At 64.3% G+C, this 19799-nt stretch carries 19 protein-coding genes; 13 read left to right on the top strand and 6 right to left on the bottom strand.

Annotated elements, in window-relative coordinates:
* Window positions 1-140: 140 nt before the first annotated feature.
* On the bottom strand, window positions 141-1118 hold the full coding sequence (locus ACFVTG_RS09925; protein ID WP_390280215.1) for a LacI family DNA-binding transcriptional regulator: 978 nt from the start codon (window positions 1116-1118) through the stop codon (window positions 141-143).
* Between the two features lie 222 nt (window positions 1119-1340).
* Here ACFVTG_RS09925 and ACFVTG_RS09920 point away from each other — a divergent pair, with 222 nt between their 5' ends.
* From ACFVTG_RS09920 to pabB, 5 genes are all read left to right on the top strand, one after another.
* Window positions 1341-2378, top strand: a complete 1038-nt coding sequence (locus tag ACFVTG_RS09920; RefSeq protein ID WP_390279991.1) for a nucleoside hydrolase — start codon at window positions 1341-1343, stop codon at window positions 2376-2378.
* Entirely contained in the window at window positions 2379-3806 is a 1428-nt protein-coding gene (locus ACFVTG_RS09915) for an MFS transporter (protein ID WP_390279990.1), read from the top strand.
* Window positions 3803-4747 carry a ribokinase gene (locus tag ACFVTG_RS09910; protein ID WP_390279988.1) on the top strand — a complete coding sequence of 315 codons (945 nt, stop codon included), beginning with the start codon at window positions 3803-3805 and terminating at the stop codon, window positions 4745-4747. The genes ACFVTG_RS09915 and ACFVTG_RS09910 overlap by 4 nt, the downstream gene beginning before the upstream one ends.
* Before the next feature lie 92 nt (window positions 4748-4839).
* Window positions 4840-5400, top strand: coding sequence for a low molecular weight protein-tyrosine-phosphatase (locus tag ACFVTG_RS09905; RefSeq protein ID WP_390279986.1), 561 nt, complete (start codon window positions 4840-4842; stop codon window positions 5398-5400).
* Entirely contained in the window at window positions 5397-7484 is a 2088-nt protein-coding gene (gene pabB / locus ACFVTG_RS09900) for an aminodeoxychorismate synthase component I (RefSeq protein WP_390279984.1), read from the top strand. Before ACFVTG_RS09905 ends, pabB begins: the two co-directional genes overlap by 4 nt.
* Before the next feature lie 3 nt (window positions 7485-7487).
* Here pabB and ACFVTG_RS09895 read toward each other — a convergent pair whose 3' ends face one another.
* Window positions 7488-9068, bottom strand: a complete 1581-nt coding sequence (locus ACFVTG_RS09895) for an NCS1 family nucleobase:cation symporter-1 (protein WP_390279982.1) — start codon at window positions 9066-9068, stop codon at window positions 7488-7490.
* A 136-nt stretch (window positions 9069-9204) separates the two neighbouring features.
* Here ACFVTG_RS09895 and ACFVTG_RS09890 point away from each other — a divergent pair, with 136 nt between their 5' ends.
* Window positions 9205-9669, top strand: coding sequence for a phage tail protein (locus ACFVTG_RS09890; RefSeq protein ID WP_390279980.1), 465 nt, complete (start codon window positions 9205-9207; stop codon window positions 9667-9669).
* Window positions 9670-9690: 21 nt separating this feature from the next.
* On the opposite strand, the gene ACFVTG_RS09885 is transcribed toward ACFVTG_RS09890, so the two are convergent.
* A complete protein-coding gene (locus tag ACFVTG_RS09885; protein WP_390279978.1) occupies window positions 9691-10788 on the bottom strand; it encodes an FAD-dependent oxidoreductase in 1098 nt (365 codons plus the stop codon).
* A 113-nt stretch (window positions 10789-10901) separates the two neighbouring features.
* Between ACFVTG_RS09885 and ACFVTG_RS09880 the strand changes: the two genes are divergently transcribed.
* Window positions 10902-11351 carry a MarR family transcriptional regulator gene (locus ACFVTG_RS09880; RefSeq protein WP_284752837.1) on the top strand — a complete coding sequence of 150 codons (450 nt, stop codon included), beginning with the start codon at window positions 10902-10904 and terminating at the stop codon, window positions 11349-11351.
* A 3-nt stretch (window positions 11352-11354) separates the two neighbouring features.
* Here the strand turns inward: ACFVTG_RS09880 and cls are convergent, their stop codons facing one another.
* Complete coding sequence (cls, locus tag ACFVTG_RS09875) at window positions 11355-12827, bottom strand: cardiolipin synthase (protein ID WP_390279976.1); 1473 nt, start codon at window positions 12825-12827, stop codon at window positions 11355-11357.
* A gap of 109 nt (window positions 12828-12936) precedes the next feature.
* On the opposite strand from cls, the gene ACFVTG_RS09870 reads away from it, so the two are divergent.
* Window positions 12937-13878, top strand: coding sequence for an aminodeoxychorismate lyase (locus ACFVTG_RS09870; protein WP_390279974.1), 942 nt, complete (start codon window positions 12937-12939; stop codon window positions 13876-13878).
* 14 nt (window positions 13879-13892) lie between these two features.
* On the opposite strand, the gene ACFVTG_RS09865 is transcribed toward ACFVTG_RS09870, so the two are convergent.
* Complete coding sequence (locus ACFVTG_RS09865; protein WP_390279972.1) at window positions 13893-14399, bottom strand: DinB family protein; 507 nt, start codon at window positions 14397-14399, stop codon at window positions 13893-13895.
* Between the two features lie 58 nt (window positions 14400-14457).
* Here ACFVTG_RS09865 and ACFVTG_RS09860 point away from each other — a divergent pair, with 58 nt between their 5' ends.
* Together ACFVTG_RS09860 and ACFVTG_RS09855 are read left to right on the top strand one after the other, a co-directional pair.
* Window positions 14458-15654 (top strand): SLC13 family permease, encoded by a 1197-nt coding sequence (locus tag ACFVTG_RS09860; protein ID WP_390279971.1) that lies wholly within the window; start codon window positions 14458-14460, stop codon window positions 15652-15654.
* Between the two features lie 112 nt (window positions 15655-15766).
* Window positions 15767-16336, top strand: a complete 570-nt coding sequence (locus tag ACFVTG_RS09855; protein WP_390279969.1) for a PRC-barrel domain-containing protein — start codon at window positions 15767-15769, stop codon at window positions 16334-16336.
* Between the two features lie 24 nt (window positions 16337-16360).
* Here the strand turns inward: ACFVTG_RS09855 and ACFVTG_RS09850 are convergent, their stop codons facing one another.
* Window positions 16361-16918 (bottom strand): hypothetical protein, encoded by a 558-nt coding sequence (locus ACFVTG_RS09850; protein WP_390279967.1) that lies wholly within the window; start codon window positions 16916-16918, stop codon window positions 16361-16363.
* Between the two features lie 177 nt (window positions 16919-17095).
* Here ACFVTG_RS09850 and ACFVTG_RS09845 point away from each other — a divergent pair, with 177 nt between their 5' ends.
* The 3 genes from ACFVTG_RS09845 to ACFVTG_RS09835 are packed head-to-tail and all read left to right on the top strand — an operon-like array spanning window position 17096 to window position 19766.
* On the top strand, window positions 17096-18844 hold the full coding sequence (locus ACFVTG_RS09845) for a GMC oxidoreductase (RefSeq protein ID WP_390279965.1): 1749 nt from the start codon (window positions 17096-17098) through the stop codon (window positions 18842-18844).
* Window positions 18841-19242: a PAS domain-containing protein gene (locus tag ACFVTG_RS09840; RefSeq protein WP_390279963.1), complete on the top strand. Its 402-nt coding sequence runs from the start codon at window positions 18841-18843 to the stop codon at window positions 19240-19242. Before ACFVTG_RS09845 ends, ACFVTG_RS09840 begins: the two co-directional genes overlap by 4 nt.
* Window positions 19239-19766, top strand: a complete 528-nt coding sequence (locus ACFVTG_RS09835) for a cupin domain-containing protein (RefSeq protein ID WP_284752828.1) — start codon at window positions 19239-19241, stop codon at window positions 19764-19766. Before ACFVTG_RS09840 ends, ACFVTG_RS09835 begins: the two co-directional genes overlap by 4 nt.
* Window positions 19767-19799 lie beyond the last annotated feature (33 nt).

Raw genomic sequence — 19799 nt, 5'->3', positions numbered from 1 at the left:
CCGGCGTGCCGTTTTCATGGACCCATCAGAACAGAAAACAACCCACCCTCGCTGAAGTTATCCACACCCTCCATCGATTGCTCCAGAATTGTCGTTTTGGAGCCTCAAAACGACAATTACTCAGCAATCGACGGGGAAACCTACCCCGTGGAGGCGCGCACCACCAACGAGCTCTCGAGTGTCAGCTGCGGCTGTTCCAGCTCACGGCCTTCCATCAACCCCCGGAGCTGCTCGCCGGCCTTGAGTCCCAGCGGAGTGGCCGGCAGATGCACACTGGTCAGGCTCGGGTTGCTCGTGGCTGAATACGGCAGGTCATCGAAGCCGGCGACAGCGAGTTCCGCCGGAATCCGGACACCGGCCACGCGGGCTTCCTGCAGCACACCGTACGCGTGGGTGTCCGTTCCGCAGACGACGGCGGTGACCCCGGCGCGCTGCCAGTCCGGCCAGGCGGCAGCGAAGGCAGCCGCTGCAGCGCCGACGTCGATGGTGGTACTGATGATGTGGGCGTCCGCAACGGAAATACCGCAAGAATTTGCCTCATCCAAGAACGCCGCCCGGCGCACTTCGAACGTGGCCGTGCCCGTCACGCTGTCCACGTAGGCGACTCGCTTGTGCCCGGAGGCCGCAAGATGCGCGGCCAATTCACGGGCGCCATGGGCAACGTCGAGATTCACGGAAGGAGCGTAGGCTTCAAGCCCGGGGGCATCGAGAAGGACCAAGGGCCCGGCGACGGACAGGTCCTCCAGGAAGGCCGCGTTGGGCGCATCCACCAGCAGCCCGGCAGGGCGAAGGGCCAGGAGCTTTCGGACGTCCTCCGCTCGGGGGAACTCACCGGCGTCGGTCACGGAGAGCAGCAGCTGGTACTCGGAGCCGAGCGATTCCCGGACTCCCGCGATGACCTTGGCGAAAAAGGGGTTGGAAATGTCCGGCGCCACCAGGATCACAATCGAGCTCACGCCCTTGGCCAAAGAACTTCCGATCCCATCCACTACGTAGCCGAGTTCGGCGATGGCCTGGCGGACGCGCGAAATGTTGTCTTCGGACACCCTGCCCTGGGTTTTCCCGTTGGCAACCAGGGACACCGTCGCAGTGGAGACCCCTGCCAGGGAGGCCACCATCGACGCAGTGACGCGCTGCGTACGGCTTGGGGCCCGATGCACTGGTTCCGCGGATTCCATACAACGATCGTAGTCGGAATCCGCCTCCTGCCGTGCCGCAAGGCATCAAGCGCTTGACGCACTTTGCGTTAAGCGCTTGACGTAGCACGCAAGCCAGTGCCAGAATTCCCCTGAATGCTTTAGCGCCCTGCCTCGGCAGGCCCCAATGACGTGGAGATGAACATGGACCCCAACACCATGACCCGTGAACGCAAGAAGATCATCCTGGATTGCGATCCCGGGCATGACGACGCCGTGGCCCTACTGCTGGCCCACGGCAACCCGGACATCGAACTGCTCGCCGTCACCACGGTGGTCGGCAACCAGACCCTCGAAAAGGTCACCCGCAACGCCCTCTCGGTGGGCACCATTGCTGGCATCACGGGTGTCCCCTTTGCCGCCGGCTGCGACCGTCCGCTGGTCCGCTCCATCGAAACCGCACCGGACATCCATGGCGAAACCGGCATGGACGGCCCCGAACAGCCCGGGTCCACCATCGAGCTGGACCCGCGCCACGCCGTCGACCTCATCATCGAAACGATCATGGCGCACGAGCCGGGCACCGTCACCCTCGTCCCCACTGCGGGACTCACCAACATCGCCATGGCAGCCCGCAAGGAACCACGCATCGTTGAACGTGTCAAGGAAGTCGTCCTCATGGGCGGCGGCTACCACGTAGGCAACTGGAGCGCCGTGGCGGAATTCAACATCATCATTGACCCCGAGGCCGCACACATCGTCTTCAACGAAAAGTGGCCCGTTGTGATGGTTGGTTTGGACCTCACGCACCAGGCCCTGGCCACTCCCGAGGTCGTCGAGAAGATCGCTGCCGTGGGCACCAAGCCTGCCAAGTTCGTCATGGAACTGATGGAGTTCTTCACCAAGACCTACAAGGACGCCCAGGGCTTTGACTATCCTCCGGTGCACGATCCCTGCGCCGTGGCCTACGTCATCGACCCCACCGTGATGACTACCCGCAAGGTCCCCGTCGACATCGAACTGCAGGGCAAGCTCACGCTTGGCATGACCGTGGCCGATTTCCGCGCCCCCGCACCGGCCGACTGCAACACCTCCGTCGCCGTCGACCTCGATCACGAGAAATTCTGGAACCTCGTCACCGACGCGATCATCCGCATCGGCGAGCCCGGCGAGCCCGACGGCGGCGCTCCCGCTACCGTCGCAAGCCAACCCGCCCCCAGCATCGCAGGAGAGGCCAAGTAAATGACCACCCTCATCAATGAAACCAAGACCAACCGCGGCAATGTCGCGGCCCTCATGGTCGCCCTGCTGGCCGCCTGCGTGGCCTTCCAGCTCAACGCTTCAATGCTCAGCCCGGCGCTGGTGACCATGGGCAACGAGCTTCACACGGACCAGGCGGTCATCGGCCTCTCCCAGACCTGGTTCTTCACGGCCGCAGCCCTGTTCTCGCTCTTCCTGCCGCGCCTGAGCGACATCGTCGGACGCAAGAAGATCCTCCTCGGCATGATGCTGCTGATGGCCGTCGGCTCGGTCATCGCGGCCATGGCACCGGACGTCACCTGGCTCTTCGTGGGCCGCATCATCCAGGGCGTCAGCGGCCCCACCGTGCCGCTGTGCCTCATCATGCTGCGCTCCGCCGTCAACAACCCGCGCAAGTACGGAGCCCTGATGGGCCTCATCACGGCAGTCAATGGCGGCGTAGCCGGTGTCGACTCCTTCGTGGGCGGTTACTTCGCCGAACACTTCGGATTCCGCAGCATCTTCTGGCTCATGGTTGGCCTCGCAATCGTGGCAACAGCCTTGATCGCCATCCTTGCCGGCGAGAGCAAGCCTGCCGCCGGGACCGGCATGGACTGGCTGGGCGTGTTCTTCATTGTCATCGCGGTGGGCGCACTCCTGACAGCCCTCAATGAAGGATCCAAGCTGGTCGGCGCCTTCTCTTCCGGAACGCTGATGCTGGCCATCGGACTGATTGTGGTCGCCGCCGCTGCGTTCGCCGCCTTCTGGACAGTGGAGAGGCGCTCCAAGCAGCCGATGGTGGAAACGATCCACCTTCGCCAGCGTTCCACCTGGGCGCCACTGCTGACCACCACCCTCGCCATGACCGGCATCTTCGCAGTCATCAACGGCCTCGTCCCGGCCTACGTCCAGGCCGCGGCACCGGGATTCGGGGTAGGCCCCACCGAGATGTCGCTCATGATCCTCACGCCGTATGCCCTCCTCGGCTGGGTGTTCGGACCCATCAGCGGCCGGCTCGCCCCCGTGCTCGGCTACACCAAAGTCCTGCGCATCGGCATGCTGGGCAGCATCGCGGCCCTGGCGATCATCGCGTTCCTCGGACTCAGCAGCCTTCCCCTCATGATCGTGGGAACGGCCTTGCTCGGCATCATGTACGCCGGTACGGTCAACATCATGCTCAACGGACTCGGAGTTGTCCTCTCCCCCGCCGGCAACCCCGGCTTCCTGCCCGGCATGAACGCCGGAGCCTTCAACCTCGGCGCCGGCCTGAGCTTCCTCGTGTTGCCGGCCGTCCTTGTGGCCACCTCGGCGCTCGGCGACGCCAAGGCCTCGTACTTGACAGTCGTCGTCGTCGGCCTGGCCATCACGGTTGCCGCCTTCGCGGCGTCGCTGCTCATCCCCAAGCCCCTCGAAGCCGAGGTTGAAAAGTGAACCGCAGGATCGTGGTCGTCGGGTCCTTGAACGCGGACCTGACCATCTATTGCGAGCGGCTCCCGCTCCCGGGCGAAACCGTCCACGGTAACGGTTTCGCGGTCAATCCCGGCGGCAAAAGCGCCAACCAGGCCGTCGCGGCGAGCAAGTTGGGCGGCACGGTGAGCCTGATCGGCGCGGTCGGAAACGACTCCAACGGCGCCATGCTCCTCGCCTCCGCGGAAGGGGCCGGCGTGGACGTTTCGCGCGTCCGCCGTTCCGCGGATGTGGCCACCGGCGTCGCGGTTATCGCGGTGGACGCGAACGGTGAGAACAACATCATCATTTCGGCCGGGGCCAACGGAACGCTCGCTCCGGCGGACGTCCCGGCGGACGCTTTCGGCGACGCCGCGGTGCTCTGCCTCTGCCTGGAGGTCAGCCTTGAGACCGTGGAGGCTGCCGCCAAAACAGCGCACGACGCCGGCGCAACAGTTCTGTTGAACCTCTCGCCGTACGCCGAGATCCCGCAAAGCCTGGCCGCGTTGAGCGATGTCCTGCTCGTGAACGCCCACGAAGCCTCGATGTTCCTGGGCGACGCCGAGATGCCCCACCCGGGCGCCCACGCAAGCGCCTGGGAACCGGTTCGAAGCCAGTTCGCCGAGCGGGGGCTGGAGCGGGTCCTCGTTACCCTAGGCTCCCATGGCTCAGTGGTGCTGGATTCCCTCGCCGCGTCCGGGGAACAGATCTCCCGGATCGCACCCACCAAGGTCAATGCGGTGGATACGACCGGCGCAGGGGACGCCTTCACGGGCGCCGTGGCTGCCCGCCTCGCCGCGGGCGAAACCTTGGCCGAAGCCGCAGCGTTCGCTTCGGTTGCCGCAGCGCTCGCCACTACCAAGAAGGGCACCCAAGCCGCGTACCCCGGCGCCGAGGAAGTCCTGGAGCACTTGCGGATTTCCTGACTCAGCCTGTCCTTCTACGCCTCCACCAGCGACTTTACAAATTCTATGATTCTGACTAGCCAAGACGGGGTGGGATCCTCCATGCTTGCTCCATGTACTCAGCGTCGAGCCCATACCGCATCATCACCGTCTGCACGGGAAACATCTGCCGCTCACCCATGGCGGAACTGATGTTGACCGAAGCGTTCGACGCCGGAGGGCTCGGTGGAGCGGTTGTTGTGGACTCCGCGGGAACTACCTCCTACGAGGCAGGGCACCCCATCGATCCACGTGCAGCCCGGGTCCTTTCGGCACACCGCATCGGCTCCGAAGGACACGTTGCCAGGAGCTGGCGCCAGGAGTGGTTCCGGGAGCGGGACCTGATTTTGGCCCTCGACGTGGATCACTATGGGTGGTTGCACGAGGCCGCCCCGGATTCGGAAACACTCGCCAAGATCCGGATGCTGCGCAGTTTCGACCCGTCCGTAGCAGGCCGGAGCACCCTGGACCTGGGCATCGAGGACCCCTGGTACGGGGGCCACCACGATTTCGACGTCACCTGGGACCTCATCCGCGCGGCCGTTCCAGGCATCGTCGCCCACACCCGGGACGCCGTTGCCGCCAGGCAGCTCGCACAGCACCACGACCCACAGCAGGTACGCTCTATTTCATGACCCCAGCACCCGTGATCATCGCCATCGATGGCCGGTCCGGCGCGGGAAAGACCACTCTCGCCGTCGAACTTGCCGCCCGCCTCCGCATGCATCACAAGGTGTCGCTGTTCCATCTCGAGGACATCTATCCGGGCTGGAACGGCCTCGCCGCGGGAATCGAACGGTACGTCACCACGGTCTTGGAACCGCTGCGGCGCGGCGACGCCGCCGAGTGGGTCAGTTGGGACTGGGAGAAACACTACGACGGCCGCAGCCACGTCACCCTGCCTGCCGAAATCGTCATTGTCGAGGGCGTCGGGGCAGCCGCGAGTGCCGCCCGGCCCATGCTGGACGCCGTGGTCTGGGTGGACGCTCCCGACGACGACCGCCGGCATCGTGCGATGGCCCGGGACGGCAGCAGCTACGAACCGTTCTGGGACAGCTGGGCGGCGCAGGAGGACGAGTGGCTGGAGACCGACGACATCCTCGACCACACGGATGTCAGGGTGCTGAACCGCGCGGACGGAAACGCCCCGGACGACGCCCTGCAGGCGCTGAGCTACCTCTCTTCGCTCTCCCCCGTGCTGGCTCCCGAGCTCTCGGCGCGCCGCGGATTGCAGCTCAAGGCCGAACGGATCGACGCCACGCCGGACGCCGCTGACCTGTTCCAAGCGCTGTACGCCAAGTCCGCCAATGCCGTCTGGCTCGATTCCTCCAACACGTCCGCCAACCGGGACACAGTCAGCGACGCCGGATCCCCCAACGCCGCGGCCGAGCGGAGCCGCTTCAGCATCCTCGCGGACGACGGCGGTTCATTCGGTCAGGCTGTAACGCACAGTTCCGGATCCACCCGGCTGAGTGCCGGATGCGCCACCGTGGAGACCACCGGTCCCTTCTTCCGCTGGCTGGACACCGTGTGGGGCCGCAAGGCCTTGAGGGCACCGGAAGGCTATGACTGCGAATTCACGCTCGGTTGGCTGGGGTACCTCGGCTATGAACTGAAGCGGGAGACCGGTGGCAGCGATGTCAAAGCCGGCACTCCGGATGCGGCGTTGCTCTTCGCCGGCCGGGCGGTGGTGATCGACCACCGTGACGAAACAGTGTGGCTGCTCGCCATCGATGCCCCAGACGCCGGCGATTGGCTTGGGCTTGCGCGCGGGGCCGTGCTGTCTGCGGCGTCGGCACCCCAATCGGCCACCGCGCCGAGGCACCCGGCCGGGGATCCCGCCGTCGGGAGTTCCGCAGTGGCACTTGAGTTCTCCAGCCGCGACACCGAGGACGAATACAAAAGCAAAATCACCGAAGCCCAGAACCAGATCGCCGAGGGCAACACGTACGAGGTCTGCTTGACCACCACCGTGACCGCCTCGGATCCCGGGCTGGACCCGTGGGAGAGCTACCTCGCGCTGCGCAAGCGCAACCCGGCGCCGTTCGCGAGCTACTTGCGGTTCGGCGATCTGACGGTCGCGAGTACCTCGCCGGAGCGCTTCCTGCGGATAACTTCCGACGGCGGCATGCGGGCCGAGCCGATCAAGGGCACCAGGGCGCGGGCCAACGATCCGGTCATCGACGAGGCGCTGCGCCGTGGCCTTGAATCCTCGCTCAAGGACCGTGCCGAGAACATCATGATTGTGGATTTGCTCCGCAACGACCTCAGCCATTTCGCCGTGCCCGGATCGGTGACCGTCAGTCGGTTGTGCGCGGTGGAAAGCTACGCCACGGTGCACCAGATGGTGAGCACCATCGACGCACGGCTGCGACCCGGAGCACCGCGGGCCGAGGCAGTGGCGGCCGCGTTCCCTGCCGGGTCCATGACGGGCGCCCCGAAGATCAGCACCATGGACATCCTTGACGGCTTGGAGTCCGGACCGCGCGGCGTCTATTCCGGCGCGATCGGGTACTTCTCCCTCAACGCGGCGACGGATCTCGCCGTCGTGATCCGGACCTTGGTGATGGGTCCCGACGGCGACGGCGGACGCACGCTCAGTCTCGGCGTCGGCGGCGCCATTACGGCGGACTCGACGCCCCAGGACGAATACGAGGAAATCCGGACCAAGGCGTTCGGCGTGCTCTCCGCCCTGGGCGCGGAGTTTCCCACTACCTGAGAATCAGTCGTGTTCTTCCGTCCTGGCGCGGACCGTCCGGGGATCGTTGCGGGTGATCGTGTAGTAGATCAGGCTGGCGAGGATGGCCCCCACGAACCATGAATACGGGCCCAGGCCCGAGCCTCCCGGGAGGAAGGTCTGCAGTGCCGGGACCAGCGCCAAGACACCCGCGACGACGGCGGCCGGAACCAGCGCGGCAATGGCCTTGAGGTTCCAGCCTTTGGTGTAGAAGTAGAGGCCGTTCTCGTCCTCGTGATACAGGTCCGAGACCTTGCACCGCTGGTGCCGGATGCGGAAGAAGTCCGTGAAGATGACCCCGAACAGTGGACCGAGCAACGCGCCGAGGCCGCCCAGGAAATACACGATCACCACGGGGCTGCTGAAGAGGTTCCAAGGCAGGATCACAATTGCGAGCACCGCGCTGATGAGGCCGCCACGGCGGAAGTCGATCCGGTGCGGGGCCACGTTGGCGAGGTCGTAGGAGGCTGAGACGAAGTTGGCCACCACATTGATGCCGATCGTGGCCACGACGAAGGTCACGGCGGCGATGATGGTGATCCACGGATTCTTGATCGCCTGGACGATCGCCACAGGATCGGTGATGACCTTGAACATGTCCTGGCCACGGTACTGGTCCGTGGTGAAGTAGGACGCCGCGCCGGCCGTGACAACCACGGTGACCAGGGCGAAGGCGATGAAGTTCACCGGCAGGCCCCAGAAGTTGCCACGCAGGATGGTCTTCCGGTCCGGCGAGAACCGGGAGAAATCGCAGAAGTTCAGGAGAAGCGCCGCGAAGTAGGTAACTGTCAGGGCGATGGCCGAGAAGAACTGGGTCAAGGCGGCCGGGCCGTCCAGAGGCGCTACGCCGGGGATCGAGAGGCTGAACTTGTTGCCCGCCTGGGTCAGGATGTAGATCGCGAGCGCGAACATGGCCACCCAAATGGCAGGACCGGCCCAGTCCTGGAACTTCCGGACCGTCTCCATGCCACGCCTGATGACGAGCAGCTGGACCGCCCAGAGGACCAGGAAAGCCGCCCAGCCGAGCGGCGTCAGGCCAAGGATGCGCGGCACGTCGGGACCGTCGAGCGAGGTCAACTCGGGCCACACGGAAAACAGCAGCACCAGCACGGCTTCCGAGGCGAGCCAGGTCTGGATGCCGTACCAGGCGATCGCGATAAGTGCCCGGATCAGGGCAGCCAGGTTCGCTCCGAAGAGGCCGAACGACATCCGCGCGAGGACCGGATACGGAACGCCCGTTTTCTGCCCGGCCGTCCCGGCAAAGTTCATGAGGAAGTAGACCAGGGTGATGCCGAGGACCAGGGCCAGGAAGACCTGCCAGCCCACCAGTCCGGTGATGAAGAGGCCTGCCGCGAAAGTGTAACCGGCGATGCTGTGGACGTCGCACATCCACAGGGCGAAGAGGCTGCGAACCCTCCAATTGCGTTGCCGCGCCGGTGCGAGGTCCGCGTTCCATAGCCTGTCGCTGACCAATCGGCCTTCGGCGAGGATCCGGACTTTCTCAGGGTATTCGTCTCCCGGCTCAGGCAGTGCCTGCACAGCCGGGGACTCGTTTTTCCGCGCCATGACGCCTCCGAAGAACGCTTCCAAACATGCTTGGAATTACAGAATCGCCCCATTGCGGCCGGAAGGAAAGCCCTCTTGGGAGTGCCCGCACCCCAAGCATTAGCATTGGTCCCACTACGTCTTACTAGGAGGGTGCATGCCGTACATCGTTGACTTCGAGAATGTTTCTACTGTCGGTCTGGAATCGTCTCCCGTTGCCGAGGCGCTTGCCGGGTTGCGTGCCAACGAGGGCCGCTATTACCGGAACAAGTACGACCATGCCTTCACAGTGAGCCCTGCGGGCGAGGTTCCGGAGGTGGTCGAGCGGGTGAGCCGTATCCTGAAGGACGAGCGTGACATCGTCATCAGCTCCCGCCCGCTGGAAGCGACAGCCTTCGAAGTCGACGGTTTGCGGATGGCCTACGTTTTCTACGAGTCGGGGCTGTCGATCAACGTCATGTACAGCATCGATGCCGGCGGAAAGCGGGCGGTCGGATTCAAACTCGCCGAAGGCATGGAGATTCCGGAAGAACTCGCGTCACGCTTCAAGTTCGCTCGCCAGAAGTCAAAGTTGGCAGGCGTTATCCGCGGCTCGTTTTTCGTGATCAAGGGCGAGTACTAGCAGTCGGCGGAGGCAGCCAGCTCATGCCCCGAGGTTCAACATTTCGACGTAGCGGTCGATCATCATGTGTTGGCCCTTGATCTGGGAGATCAGCTCCGGGCTGGCGATCTCGCCGTCGGGCAGTTGTCCCGAGCCGCCGGACGGTCCCAACGGAAGGATGATGACGGGCTTCGACGGCGTGTAAGCGGCCAGTTCCGCGGAGCCCTCAATCTGGGCTTGGATGTTCTTGGCAACCACGGCGGCCTCGCGCCCAGCGACGCCGGCTTTGTTCACGTCGATCGCCGAAATGTCGCCCAAGGCGTACACGTTCTCGAAGCCCACGACGCGGAGTTCGGAGGTGACGTCCAGGTAGCCCTCGGCGGTCCGCGCGGCAAGCAGGTCTCCGGCCGCATAGTCCGTCTGCGGAGCTATTCCGTAGCAGCGGAACCAGATGTCTGCCTCAATGGCAGTACCGTCCGTGGTGTTGACCGTGAACGTGGCGAATTCACCCGCAGGAACCGGAGGCAACTGCACCAACGCGCTGCCCATGATTCGCCGAACGCCTATCTCATCCAGCTGCCGGTTGACCTCGGTCCGCAGCCGCGGATCGTACGGTCCGGGAAGGATGTCCGGCGCCAGGTCCACCAGCACAATGTCTTTGTCCGGCCACGCGGAGGCGATCTCGCCGGCAAATTCAAGGCCTACCGCCCCGGCGCCCAGCAGCATCACCCTGTCCGCGCGTTTGAGGTCATCATGTGCGGCTTGGTAGCGGCCGATGGCGTCGGTGGTGACCAGTCGATCACTCTTGGCCGGGAAGGGATAGCTGGAACCGCTCGCGAGGACGATGTAGTCCGGCGCCAGGCTGGCACCCGAAGCCAACTCGACGGTGTGCCCGTCCACCCGGACAGCGCGGTCCCGGAGTACCTCACCATGCGCCAGCAGGCGGTCATAGGGAAGGAACATACGCGGCAGGAAATCGGTTTGGACCACAGATCGGAGGGCCGCAATGTTGTGCACGAAAGCGTCCTTGGGCTCCACCAACGTAACGGTCGCATGTTCGTCCAGCGCCTTGGCCACGGAGATCCCGCCGTAGCCTCCGCCGATAACCACCACAGTGGGGTGCTGAGCCTGGTCATTCATGGCAACTCCCTTATGTAAGAAGCTCACGCTGCTCGGCTTGTGCCGCTCAGATCGTTTATGAGTCACAACGATTTCGAATGGTCAATAATTTCCTCAGTGATAAGATTTTCCTGATGAGTTCTTCGGCAGCGGGAAAGCAACTGGGGTTCCTCTTGGCGCGCCACGGGCGCATCATGAATACGCGCCTCCGCCAGGCGCTGGACTCCTCCGGGCTCAGTCCAAGGCATGCCGTGCTGCTGTGCCGGCTTGACGAGTCCGGGCCGCTCAGTCAGCAGGGCCTCATCGATATCCTCTCCATCGACGCAAGCGGACTGGTGGCGGTGCTGAACGACCTTGAGCGCGAAGGGCTGGCGGAGCGCCGCCGCGATCCCGCGGACCGCCGTCGCCATATCGTTGAAATCACTGCGGAAGGCAAGCGCGCGGTGGCGTCGATTGAAGTTGCTGTGGCCGACGTCGAGCAGGAGGCCTTTGCCGGATTCTCCGCCGATGAGCTCCAGCAACTCCATGGGCTGTTGTCGAGGATCCACGCCGAACCCGCGGATGAGGCCTGCGCCGAGGACTGAGCCCTACTGCAGCGTGGCGGTCAACCGCGCAACGTTGTCCACGTATTTGGCAAGCATCGGCCGGTGCAACCAGTCCTGCAGGGTCAACTCCCCGCACATTTCCCGGTAGCTCGACTCCACGGAGCGCATGCTGTCCACGGCTTCGGCGCCGAGTAGCATCACGGACACCTCCATGTTGAGCGAGAAGGAGCGCATGTCCATATTGCTGGAGCCGAGGACTGCCACTTCTTCGTCGATGGTGAAATGCTTGGCGTGCAGCACGTATGGCGCGCGGTAGAGGTAGATCCGTACCCCGGCTTCGAGGAGCGCCTCGTAGTAGGAGCGCTGCGCATGGTGGACAAGGAACTGGTCGCCTTTCTCAGAGACGAAAAGCTCCACGTCGACGCCTCGCTGGGCCGCCGTCGTGATGGCATACAGCAGCGAATCGTCGGGCACGAAGTACGGACTGCAAATCGAGATTCGGTGCTGGGCCGAGTAAATCAACGTGTTGAACAGGCGCAGGTTGTTTTCCGTGACAAACCCCGGGCCGCTGGGAACCACCTGGGCTGTCATCCGGCCGGGTGTTGCCTGGACCGCGACCTGCAGTTGATGTTCGAGGGATTCATCGGTTTCGCTGAGCCAGTCAGTAGCGAAGACAACGTTGAGGGTCGCAACGATCGGCCCCTCCATCCGCGCCATGAGCTCCACCCATTTACGCCCGGCGCGTCGGTGCTTGGGGTTGTTGTAGGAAGGCTCGATCAGGTTCTGGGAGCCGGTGAAGGCAATTTCGCCGTCGATCACCAGGATTTTCCGGTGGTTCCGCAAATCCGGACGGCGCCACTGGCCGTGGATGGGCAACAACGGCAACATGCGGCGCCACTGGATCTGGCCGCGCTTGAGCCTGCGGACCAGCTTTCGGTAGCCCGGGATCCGCAGCGTGCCGATGTGGTCGAACAGAAGGCGGACATTGACGCCGCGCGCGGCTGCATTTTCCAACTCAGTGAGGAGTTCGTCCGTTACCGAGTCGCTGCTCATGATGTAGAACTCCGCGTTGACGAACTTCTTGGCCCCCCGGACCGCTTCCGCCATCGCCTTGATGGATTCCTCGTAGCCGGGGATCAGCTCCACGGAGTTGCCGTCCACCATCGGCAGCGAGCCGAGGCGCTGGTTCAGTTCACCAGCCGAGGTCACCCATTCCGGTCCCGAGTATTTGCTGACGACGTCGGCGAGCGCCGACGTGCCGGCGCGCACCCGTTCGTTGACTTCCTCCTGCTGTTCACGACGACGGCGGGACAAGCGGAAATTGCCGAACAACAGGAACAGGACGAAACCGACTGACGGAACGAGGAAGACGGCCAGGAGCCAGGCCATGGCCGTGGTGGGACGGCGGTTTCCAGGAATAACGCCGAGCAGCACGACCCTCAAGATGATCTCAACGATGGCCCACGCGCTGAGGAGCCAGGTCCACTCGATCCCGAACTGAAAAGGAAACAGCACCCCACACCCCCACGGTCAAACAACCAATCAAAGAACTAGCAGTCAGCCCAGCCTATCTGGCGCACCCTTCCCAACTGTTTGTCCTGCGGGCCAGCACTAAGCTGGAAGCATGACTTTACCTGCCTCGACGGTCCTCGTTTTCCTGGATCCAGCGTTCGAAAACGGCCGCATCGCCGATTCCAGCCAGCCGCAGCTCATGGCAACCGACCTGGGCGCCACCCGAGGCGACGGCGTCTTCGAGTCGCTGCTCGCCGTCGAGGGCCGTGCGCGGAAGGTGCAAGCGCACCTGAACAGGCTTGAGAGTTCAGCCCGCGCACTCGACCTCAACATTCCTGAGCCGGACGTCTGGCGCCGTGCGATTGACACCGCGATCACCGAATTCCGCGACGCCTTCCCCGCGCCAAGCCCGGCCGAGGACGAGGTTGTCGTCAAGCTTCTGGTGACGCGCGGCGTTGAGGGCGCTTCGACTCCTACGTGCTGGATCCAGGCTTCGCCGTCCCCCGCGGGCAGTCGCCGGCAGCGCGAGACGGGCATCGACGTCGTACTTCTTGACCGTGGCTTCGACACGGAAGCGGGCGACCGCGCCCCCTGGCTGCTGCTCGGCGCCAAGACTCTGTCCTACGCCGTGAACATGGCCGCGCTGCGCTACGCGCACAAGCAAGGTGCGGACGACGCGATCTTCACCTCAACGGACGGGCGTGTCCTGGAGGGCCCGACCTCCACGGTGTTGCTGGCTCACGTTGAAACGGTCGACGACGGCGCCGGCTCGGTACGCACCGTCAAGCGCCTCATCACCCCGCAACTGGACAGCGGCATCCTGCCGGGCACGTCCCAGGACGCGCTTTTCACCAAGGCAAAGGCAGCGGGCTGGGAGCTCGGCTACGGCCCGCTGGTTCCGCAAGACCTGTTCGACGCCGACGCGGTGTGGCTGATCTCGAGCATCCGGCTCATCGCGCCCGTCAACCATGTGGATGGCAGGGAGATCGGCACCCCGGCAATGCGCAAACAGCTGACGGCCGAGCTCAACGAGCTGTTCGCGGGGATCGAGTAGGGTTTTCGCGACTGCTACTGGCTCAGGATCTGCTCCCGCAGGATGTCTGCGTGTCCGCAGTGTTGCGCGAGCTCGCGGAGCATGTGGAGGTACACCCAGCGCAGCGGAAGCGGGCCACGTCGGTTGCCGTTGAGCATGTCGTCGAGCCCCAAGGACGATGTCGCCTGGCGCGATGCTTCGCATGCCTCGCGGTGTGCCTGCTGGATTGAAGCGACGGTGTCGCCGTCATCGAGGATAAACGACTCGTCCGGCGTCGAAGGGATGCCGATCTCGGCACGGGAACGGCATGTGATGGCTTCGTCGAACCAGACCTTCTCGACGAAGGTCGCGTGTTTCACGAGGCCGAGCAAGGTGGTCCGGGACGGCACCAATGACCGCCGGGCCTGTTCCTCCGTCAACCCATTCAAGGAGTCATTGAGCGCGCGCCGGTGCTCGTCGATGAGTGCCTCGAATTGGATCCGGATTGGCTGGTTGAAGATGTCCTCGGCAAGCGTCACTGTTGCACCTATGTTTTCCGTCAAGCAGGGATTCAGTCAGGATCGACGTGATCCGAGCTTAGCCGGGGAATAGACTCCGTTCATGCGTCTGGCGATCATTGGAGCGGTTCTGCTTGCGGCCGGTGCCGTGGCGATCGCCACGGGCGCCCTGCCTTTCGCCGGCCTCGCGGCACTCGTGGATCGGGTGGCTCCGATTCTGCTGTTCGTCGTCGCGATGACCGTTGTGACTGAGCTGTGCAGTGAGGCCGGAGTCTTCCTTTGGACCGCCCGCCGGCTCCGTTATTGGGGCCGCGGATACAGCATTCTTTTGTGGCTGTTCCTGGCGGTCTTCGCGACGCTCAGTACCGTCTTCCTGTCTTTGGACACGACGGCGGTATTGCTGACCCCGGTGGTGGTCAGTGTGACGCGGCAAGCCGGGCTGCCGGCGCTGCCCTTCGCACTGACCACGGTGTGGCTGGCCAACACGGCAAGCCTGCTGCTGCCCATTTCCAACCTGACCAACCTTCTGGCCCAGCACAGCCTTGGCGGTATTACTCCGGGCGGGTTTGCCGGCCTGATGTGGGCCTCCTCCCTTGCGGCCGTTCTCGTACCCCTGCTGTTCATCGGGATCGTCTTCCGGCGGGATCTGCGCAACCGCTATTCACGGATCCCGCTCGGGCGGATCAGGCCGGATCAGCCAGCCGGCGCCGAATCCAGGCCTGCGGCGGACCGGATTCTGCTCGGGTGCAGCGCTGTGGTGCTGGTGTTGCTGCTGCCTGCCTTGGTGTCCGGGATCCCGGTATGGATCCCGGCCCTGGCCGGGGCCGTTGTGCTGGGCGTGGTGTTCGCGTTGCGGCGCCGGCGTGTTCTCAAGGTGTCGCTGATTCCTTGGTCCTTGTTGCTGTTCGCTTCCGGCCTCTTTCTGGTGATGGAAGCAGCCAGGCACCTGGGGGCTCCCGTGTTGCTGAGTCAGCTGGCCGGACAAGGCCAGGGCTTCATGGATTTGATTCGGCTTGCCGCGACGGGCGCCGCCGGTTCCAATGTCCTCAACAATTTGCCTGCCTACCTGCTGGCAGAACCGCTCGCCGGGACACCCGCGCGGATGGCGGCGTTGCTGATCGGAGTCAATGCGGGCCCGATCATCACCCCCTGGGCGTCGCTGGCCACCCTGTTGTGGCACGACCGGCTAATGCGCATGAACGTGCTGATTACGTGGAAGGGATATGCGATCTTCGGACTGATCGTTGCGCCTCTGACGGTGTTCGCGGCGGTGGCGGTGCTGGCAGCCACCGGACAGTGAGCGCGTTCGGCGCGTGCCGGAAACGGAGCCTATCGCCGGGTGCGAAGAATCGCGACAGAATATAGAACAGCTCGGGCGGTAGCACCGGGCCCGTACGAGAAGGATCTACCTCATGCTCAGTCTGCAGGACATCGATAACATCGTCCTCAACGGAGGGATTGTGGTGGACGCCGACGGGGAAAAAATCGGCTCAGTGGAACAAATCTTCACCAGTGGTGATTCCGGGGATCCTGTCTTTGTCACTGTGCGGACCGGCTTGTTCGGCATGTCAGAGTCTTTCGCCCCGCTTTCCGGGGCCAGCCTGGAGAATTCGGTGATCAGGGTGGCCTTCGCCAAGGACAAAGTGAAGAACGGTCCGCGCATCGAGAGCGACCGCGGCGTGATCACGGAGACGCAGGAACAGGAACTCTACAGCTATTACGGGCTCGTGACCGAGGAATCCAACGATGCCGCCATGGGAACCGGTCGCGAGGATGCCGGGCTCAAGACGGTGGACACCGCGCCCGGGGAGAACGCACCGGAGGGGTCTCGGCAGATCCCGCAGCCGCCGCACCTGCGCGGTGGCCCGCCACCCCCGCATCCGCCGCACCTGCACAAACATGTACCCAGGCCCCCGCATCCCGGCCCACCCCCGCCGCATCGGCCACCTGGGACCGCGCCGGAACCGGGACACCTTCAATAGCCGCGGCCTGCTTGCCGGAGGATTTCAGCCGCCGGCCGTGATCCTTACCGCGGCGACTCCGCCGCCGGTAGACGCGGCGGAAGCGCCTGCATATGCCCGCATCACCATGACCTGGACAGTGACCGGCCCTGGCTGCAGCTGAACAACGCGAGCATAGGGAACAGAGCAATCGAACGTCTGGTCCTGCGGGGCCAGGCCGGTCCGTGGATCCTGGGCGATGACCAACTGGACGTCCGAGGCGCCAACACAGGCTGCGGTCACGGTATACGGGCCTGCGTCCTCCACCCTCGCAGTCTTTCTAATCCCGCTGACGGGGCCACCCACCGTGCCTGAATCCTCCAGGATCACCGCTCCGGAAGCAGCCCCGAGAAGTTGCTTGGCGGCAACGAGGTTGCTGGCTTCGAGCGCAACGGTTGCCTGATCCTTAGTGGGCAACTGGACCCGTGGCGGGGAACTCCGCGTCGGCCCGGCGGCCGGCTGCGGATCGCCGGCGTCGGTATATTCGCAGCCGGACAAACCGGCCGCAAGCAGCAGCCCTACCAGTAATACCCCTACGGTTTTGGTTCCCCAATGACCCACCATGGATCCGAGTGTAGCGGGCCAGGCAATTTAGCTTGCCGAACTCTATTGTGCCGCCATGGCGGCAGTAGTTAACTAGTCCCGTGAACTCTGCTGGGGAAGGGTGATCTGCCTCTCGGCCCAGCGGGCACCTGGTTTCACGGTGCCGTGGAATCAGCAAAGTTGATGGAGGGCATCATTGTGAGTGCAGTTTCTTCGTCCCAGAATTTCAATCACGGTTTTCCCACGCCCGGACCCCAGGATCCCTCGCCCCAGAAGGTCATGGATCATGTTTTCTTCCTCTCCGAGGGGGAATGGAAAAAAGTCCGCGAAGAAGAGCAATTCGACCACATCGTCATCGGCAGCGGGTTCTGCGCCTACGCCTTTGCTGAGCGGACACTGACAGTCAACCCGCACGCACGGATCCTGATCATTGAACGGGGTCCGTTTTTCTTGCCGCAGCACTTCCAGAACCTTCCGCTGCCTTACAAGGAGACCCTGGGGGGCCTCTCGGAGACCTTCCCGTGGACCTTGGCGGCCGCCACGGCCACCCAGCCGCCAGGCAAGATTTCCTGGCAGCACGGCATGGTCCCTTTCTACGGCGGACGCAGCATCATGTGGAGCGCATGGTGCCCCCGCCCCGAGGAAGATGAAATGCGGGGCTGGCCGCGGGCAGTGATGGACGCCGCCAAGTCGCACTTCACGTCCGCGGAAGACCTGCTCAACGTGGTTTCGGCGGACCAAATCGACGCCGGTCGGTCGGCCGCCGTCGTCGATCTGATCAACGACACCCGGCCCGTCTACGGAATCATGCAGAAAGCCCTCCAGGAAAGGCTTGAGGCGGGCCTTCACAAGATCGATTCCGCCACCCGCAGCATGCCGGCCCCGCTCGCTGCGGCGACCGGCGCGACGTCGGGCGTGGACTTCGCGAAGTTCTCGACGCCGGCAGTCCTCCTTGAACTGACGGACAAGCAAGCGGCACTTGAGGCCCAAGGCAAGGGCGCCGCTCTTCGCATGGTCACGGACTGCACCGTGTTGAGCGTGCTCCAGCAGGACGGACGGGCTACGGCGTTGAACACCAACCGCGGCGTGGTGAACGTCGGCAACGCCAATCTGGTCTTGGCCATGGGCACTCTTCCGCCGGCAACCCTGGTCCTGAATTCCTTCCCGCAGGTCCAGGGCGCCGGTGGGCACTTCAGCGCCCACTTCATCACCTCGGTGGTGGCCCGGGTTCCCCGCGAGGATTTTGATTTCAGCGAACAACTCGGCGAGTTGGAACTGGCGGCCATCTATTTGGCGGGCAAGAGTCGGGCCGGAATGCAGTACCACGTGCAGCTTTCGGTCCTCTCCGACCGTTGCCCGGACAAGAACGCCCAGAAATCCGAACGCTACGCTCCCGACGTCGTCGCCACGGCTTCGCTCGCCCAGCTGCGGTCCTCGGAGGACTATTTGGTGTTCGTCTGTGCCGTCCTCGGCGAACTGGACAAAAGCAACCCGGAGAACCATTTGCGGCTCTCCGGCGGCGGGGACCCCACCTGCAACGTCACCTTGCAGGTGTTGGCCAACTCCACCGACGACGACACGTGGGACACCATGGACGAGGGAACCTTCCAGATGCTGGAGCGGGTCCTGTCCCCCGCAGGTGCGGAGCGCGTCGAATACTGGCACGGAGATCCCGACGCCGGAACCTGGGGTGCCGAGCGTCCCGCCATCCCGGAGCGCCGTGTGCCGGGCTTGGTCCACGAAAGCTCAAGCCTGCCGATCGGCGAAGAGGAGGACGCCGTCGTCGGGACCGACTACCGCCTCAACGGTGTGCGGAACGTCTTCGTCACCGGCGGAAGCCTCTGGCCCACCGGCGGTTCCTGGAACCCCACCATGACAATGGTGGCCTTGGCGCAAGACCTCGCCGAAAGACTAGAGGCCGACGGCGGAACGGCGGCTGCGCCATGACTGTCGCCCCGGCGTTGGACCCGGCGCTCCTTCCCACAGTTCCGCCCATGAGCGTCGCCGATGTGCTGGACCGGCAGGACGGCGTGTACTGGGTGGTGAAGGACGCGAATTCGGTCTTTCTGTGGGTCAACCAGAACTTCGCGGACCTGGTGGGCATGAGCAAGTCGGAGCTGATCGGGCACCAAGACTCGCGCGCGGAACACGTTGCCCACGACAAGGAAGTGATGGCGAGCGGAAAGCCGCTGCTCAACTTTCACGAAACCATCGCCGTCTCCAGCAAGGAGGGCGGCATGGTGAATGTGGACATCGTGACCCAAAAAGGGTTGCTGCGTGCCCTGGGCAGCAAGGACATCATCGGGATTACCGTCTGCTTCTCGCTGAAGTATCCGGTCACATGAGTGGATTCGCCGAGGACTGGATCAAACAGCTGGACATGTCCCCCGCTAGCGTGGGCGGCTGGTTCGCGCCCGCGCTCGTGAGCAACGAGGATATCGCCGGTTCGGCGCTGCCTCCGCGCTTCGGCGTCGACCATCCGCTCTACAGCTCCAACTGGTACCTGCTGGAGGCGGGGGAGGTCCTCCAGTTGCACGCCCTCAAGCAGGACGAACTGTGGTTCTTCCATTTGGGGACACCAATCAGGCTGCATGTCTTCTCCCGGGAGCTGGGCTATCAGGACTTTGGGTATACCGAGGCCTTGTTGGGTCCGGACCCGGAAGCAGGCGAGACCTTGCAAGGAGTTGCCCCCAACTCCACCTGGTTCGGTGCCGAGTTGGCCGGACCGGGGTTCGCCTTGGTCAGCTGCAGCCTCTCACCGGGATACGAGAGATCGGACTCCACGAAACCAACGGCTCGGGACATCGAGTCGCTCGTTTTGAGGTTCCCTGGGCATGCCGAGCTGATCCTGCGCCTGGCGGCGGTATAGCCGGTTGGCGACGAGGCTAGGAGGAATGCCCGG

This window comes from Arthrobacter sp. NPDC058127, from assembly GCF_042884555.1.
Taxonomy (GTDB): domain Bacteria; phylum Actinomycetota; class Actinomycetes; order Actinomycetales; family Micrococcaceae; genus Arthrobacter.
The sequence above is the reverse complement of the archived record's forward strand: the minus strand, read 5'-3'. Positions and strand labels throughout refer to the sequence as shown.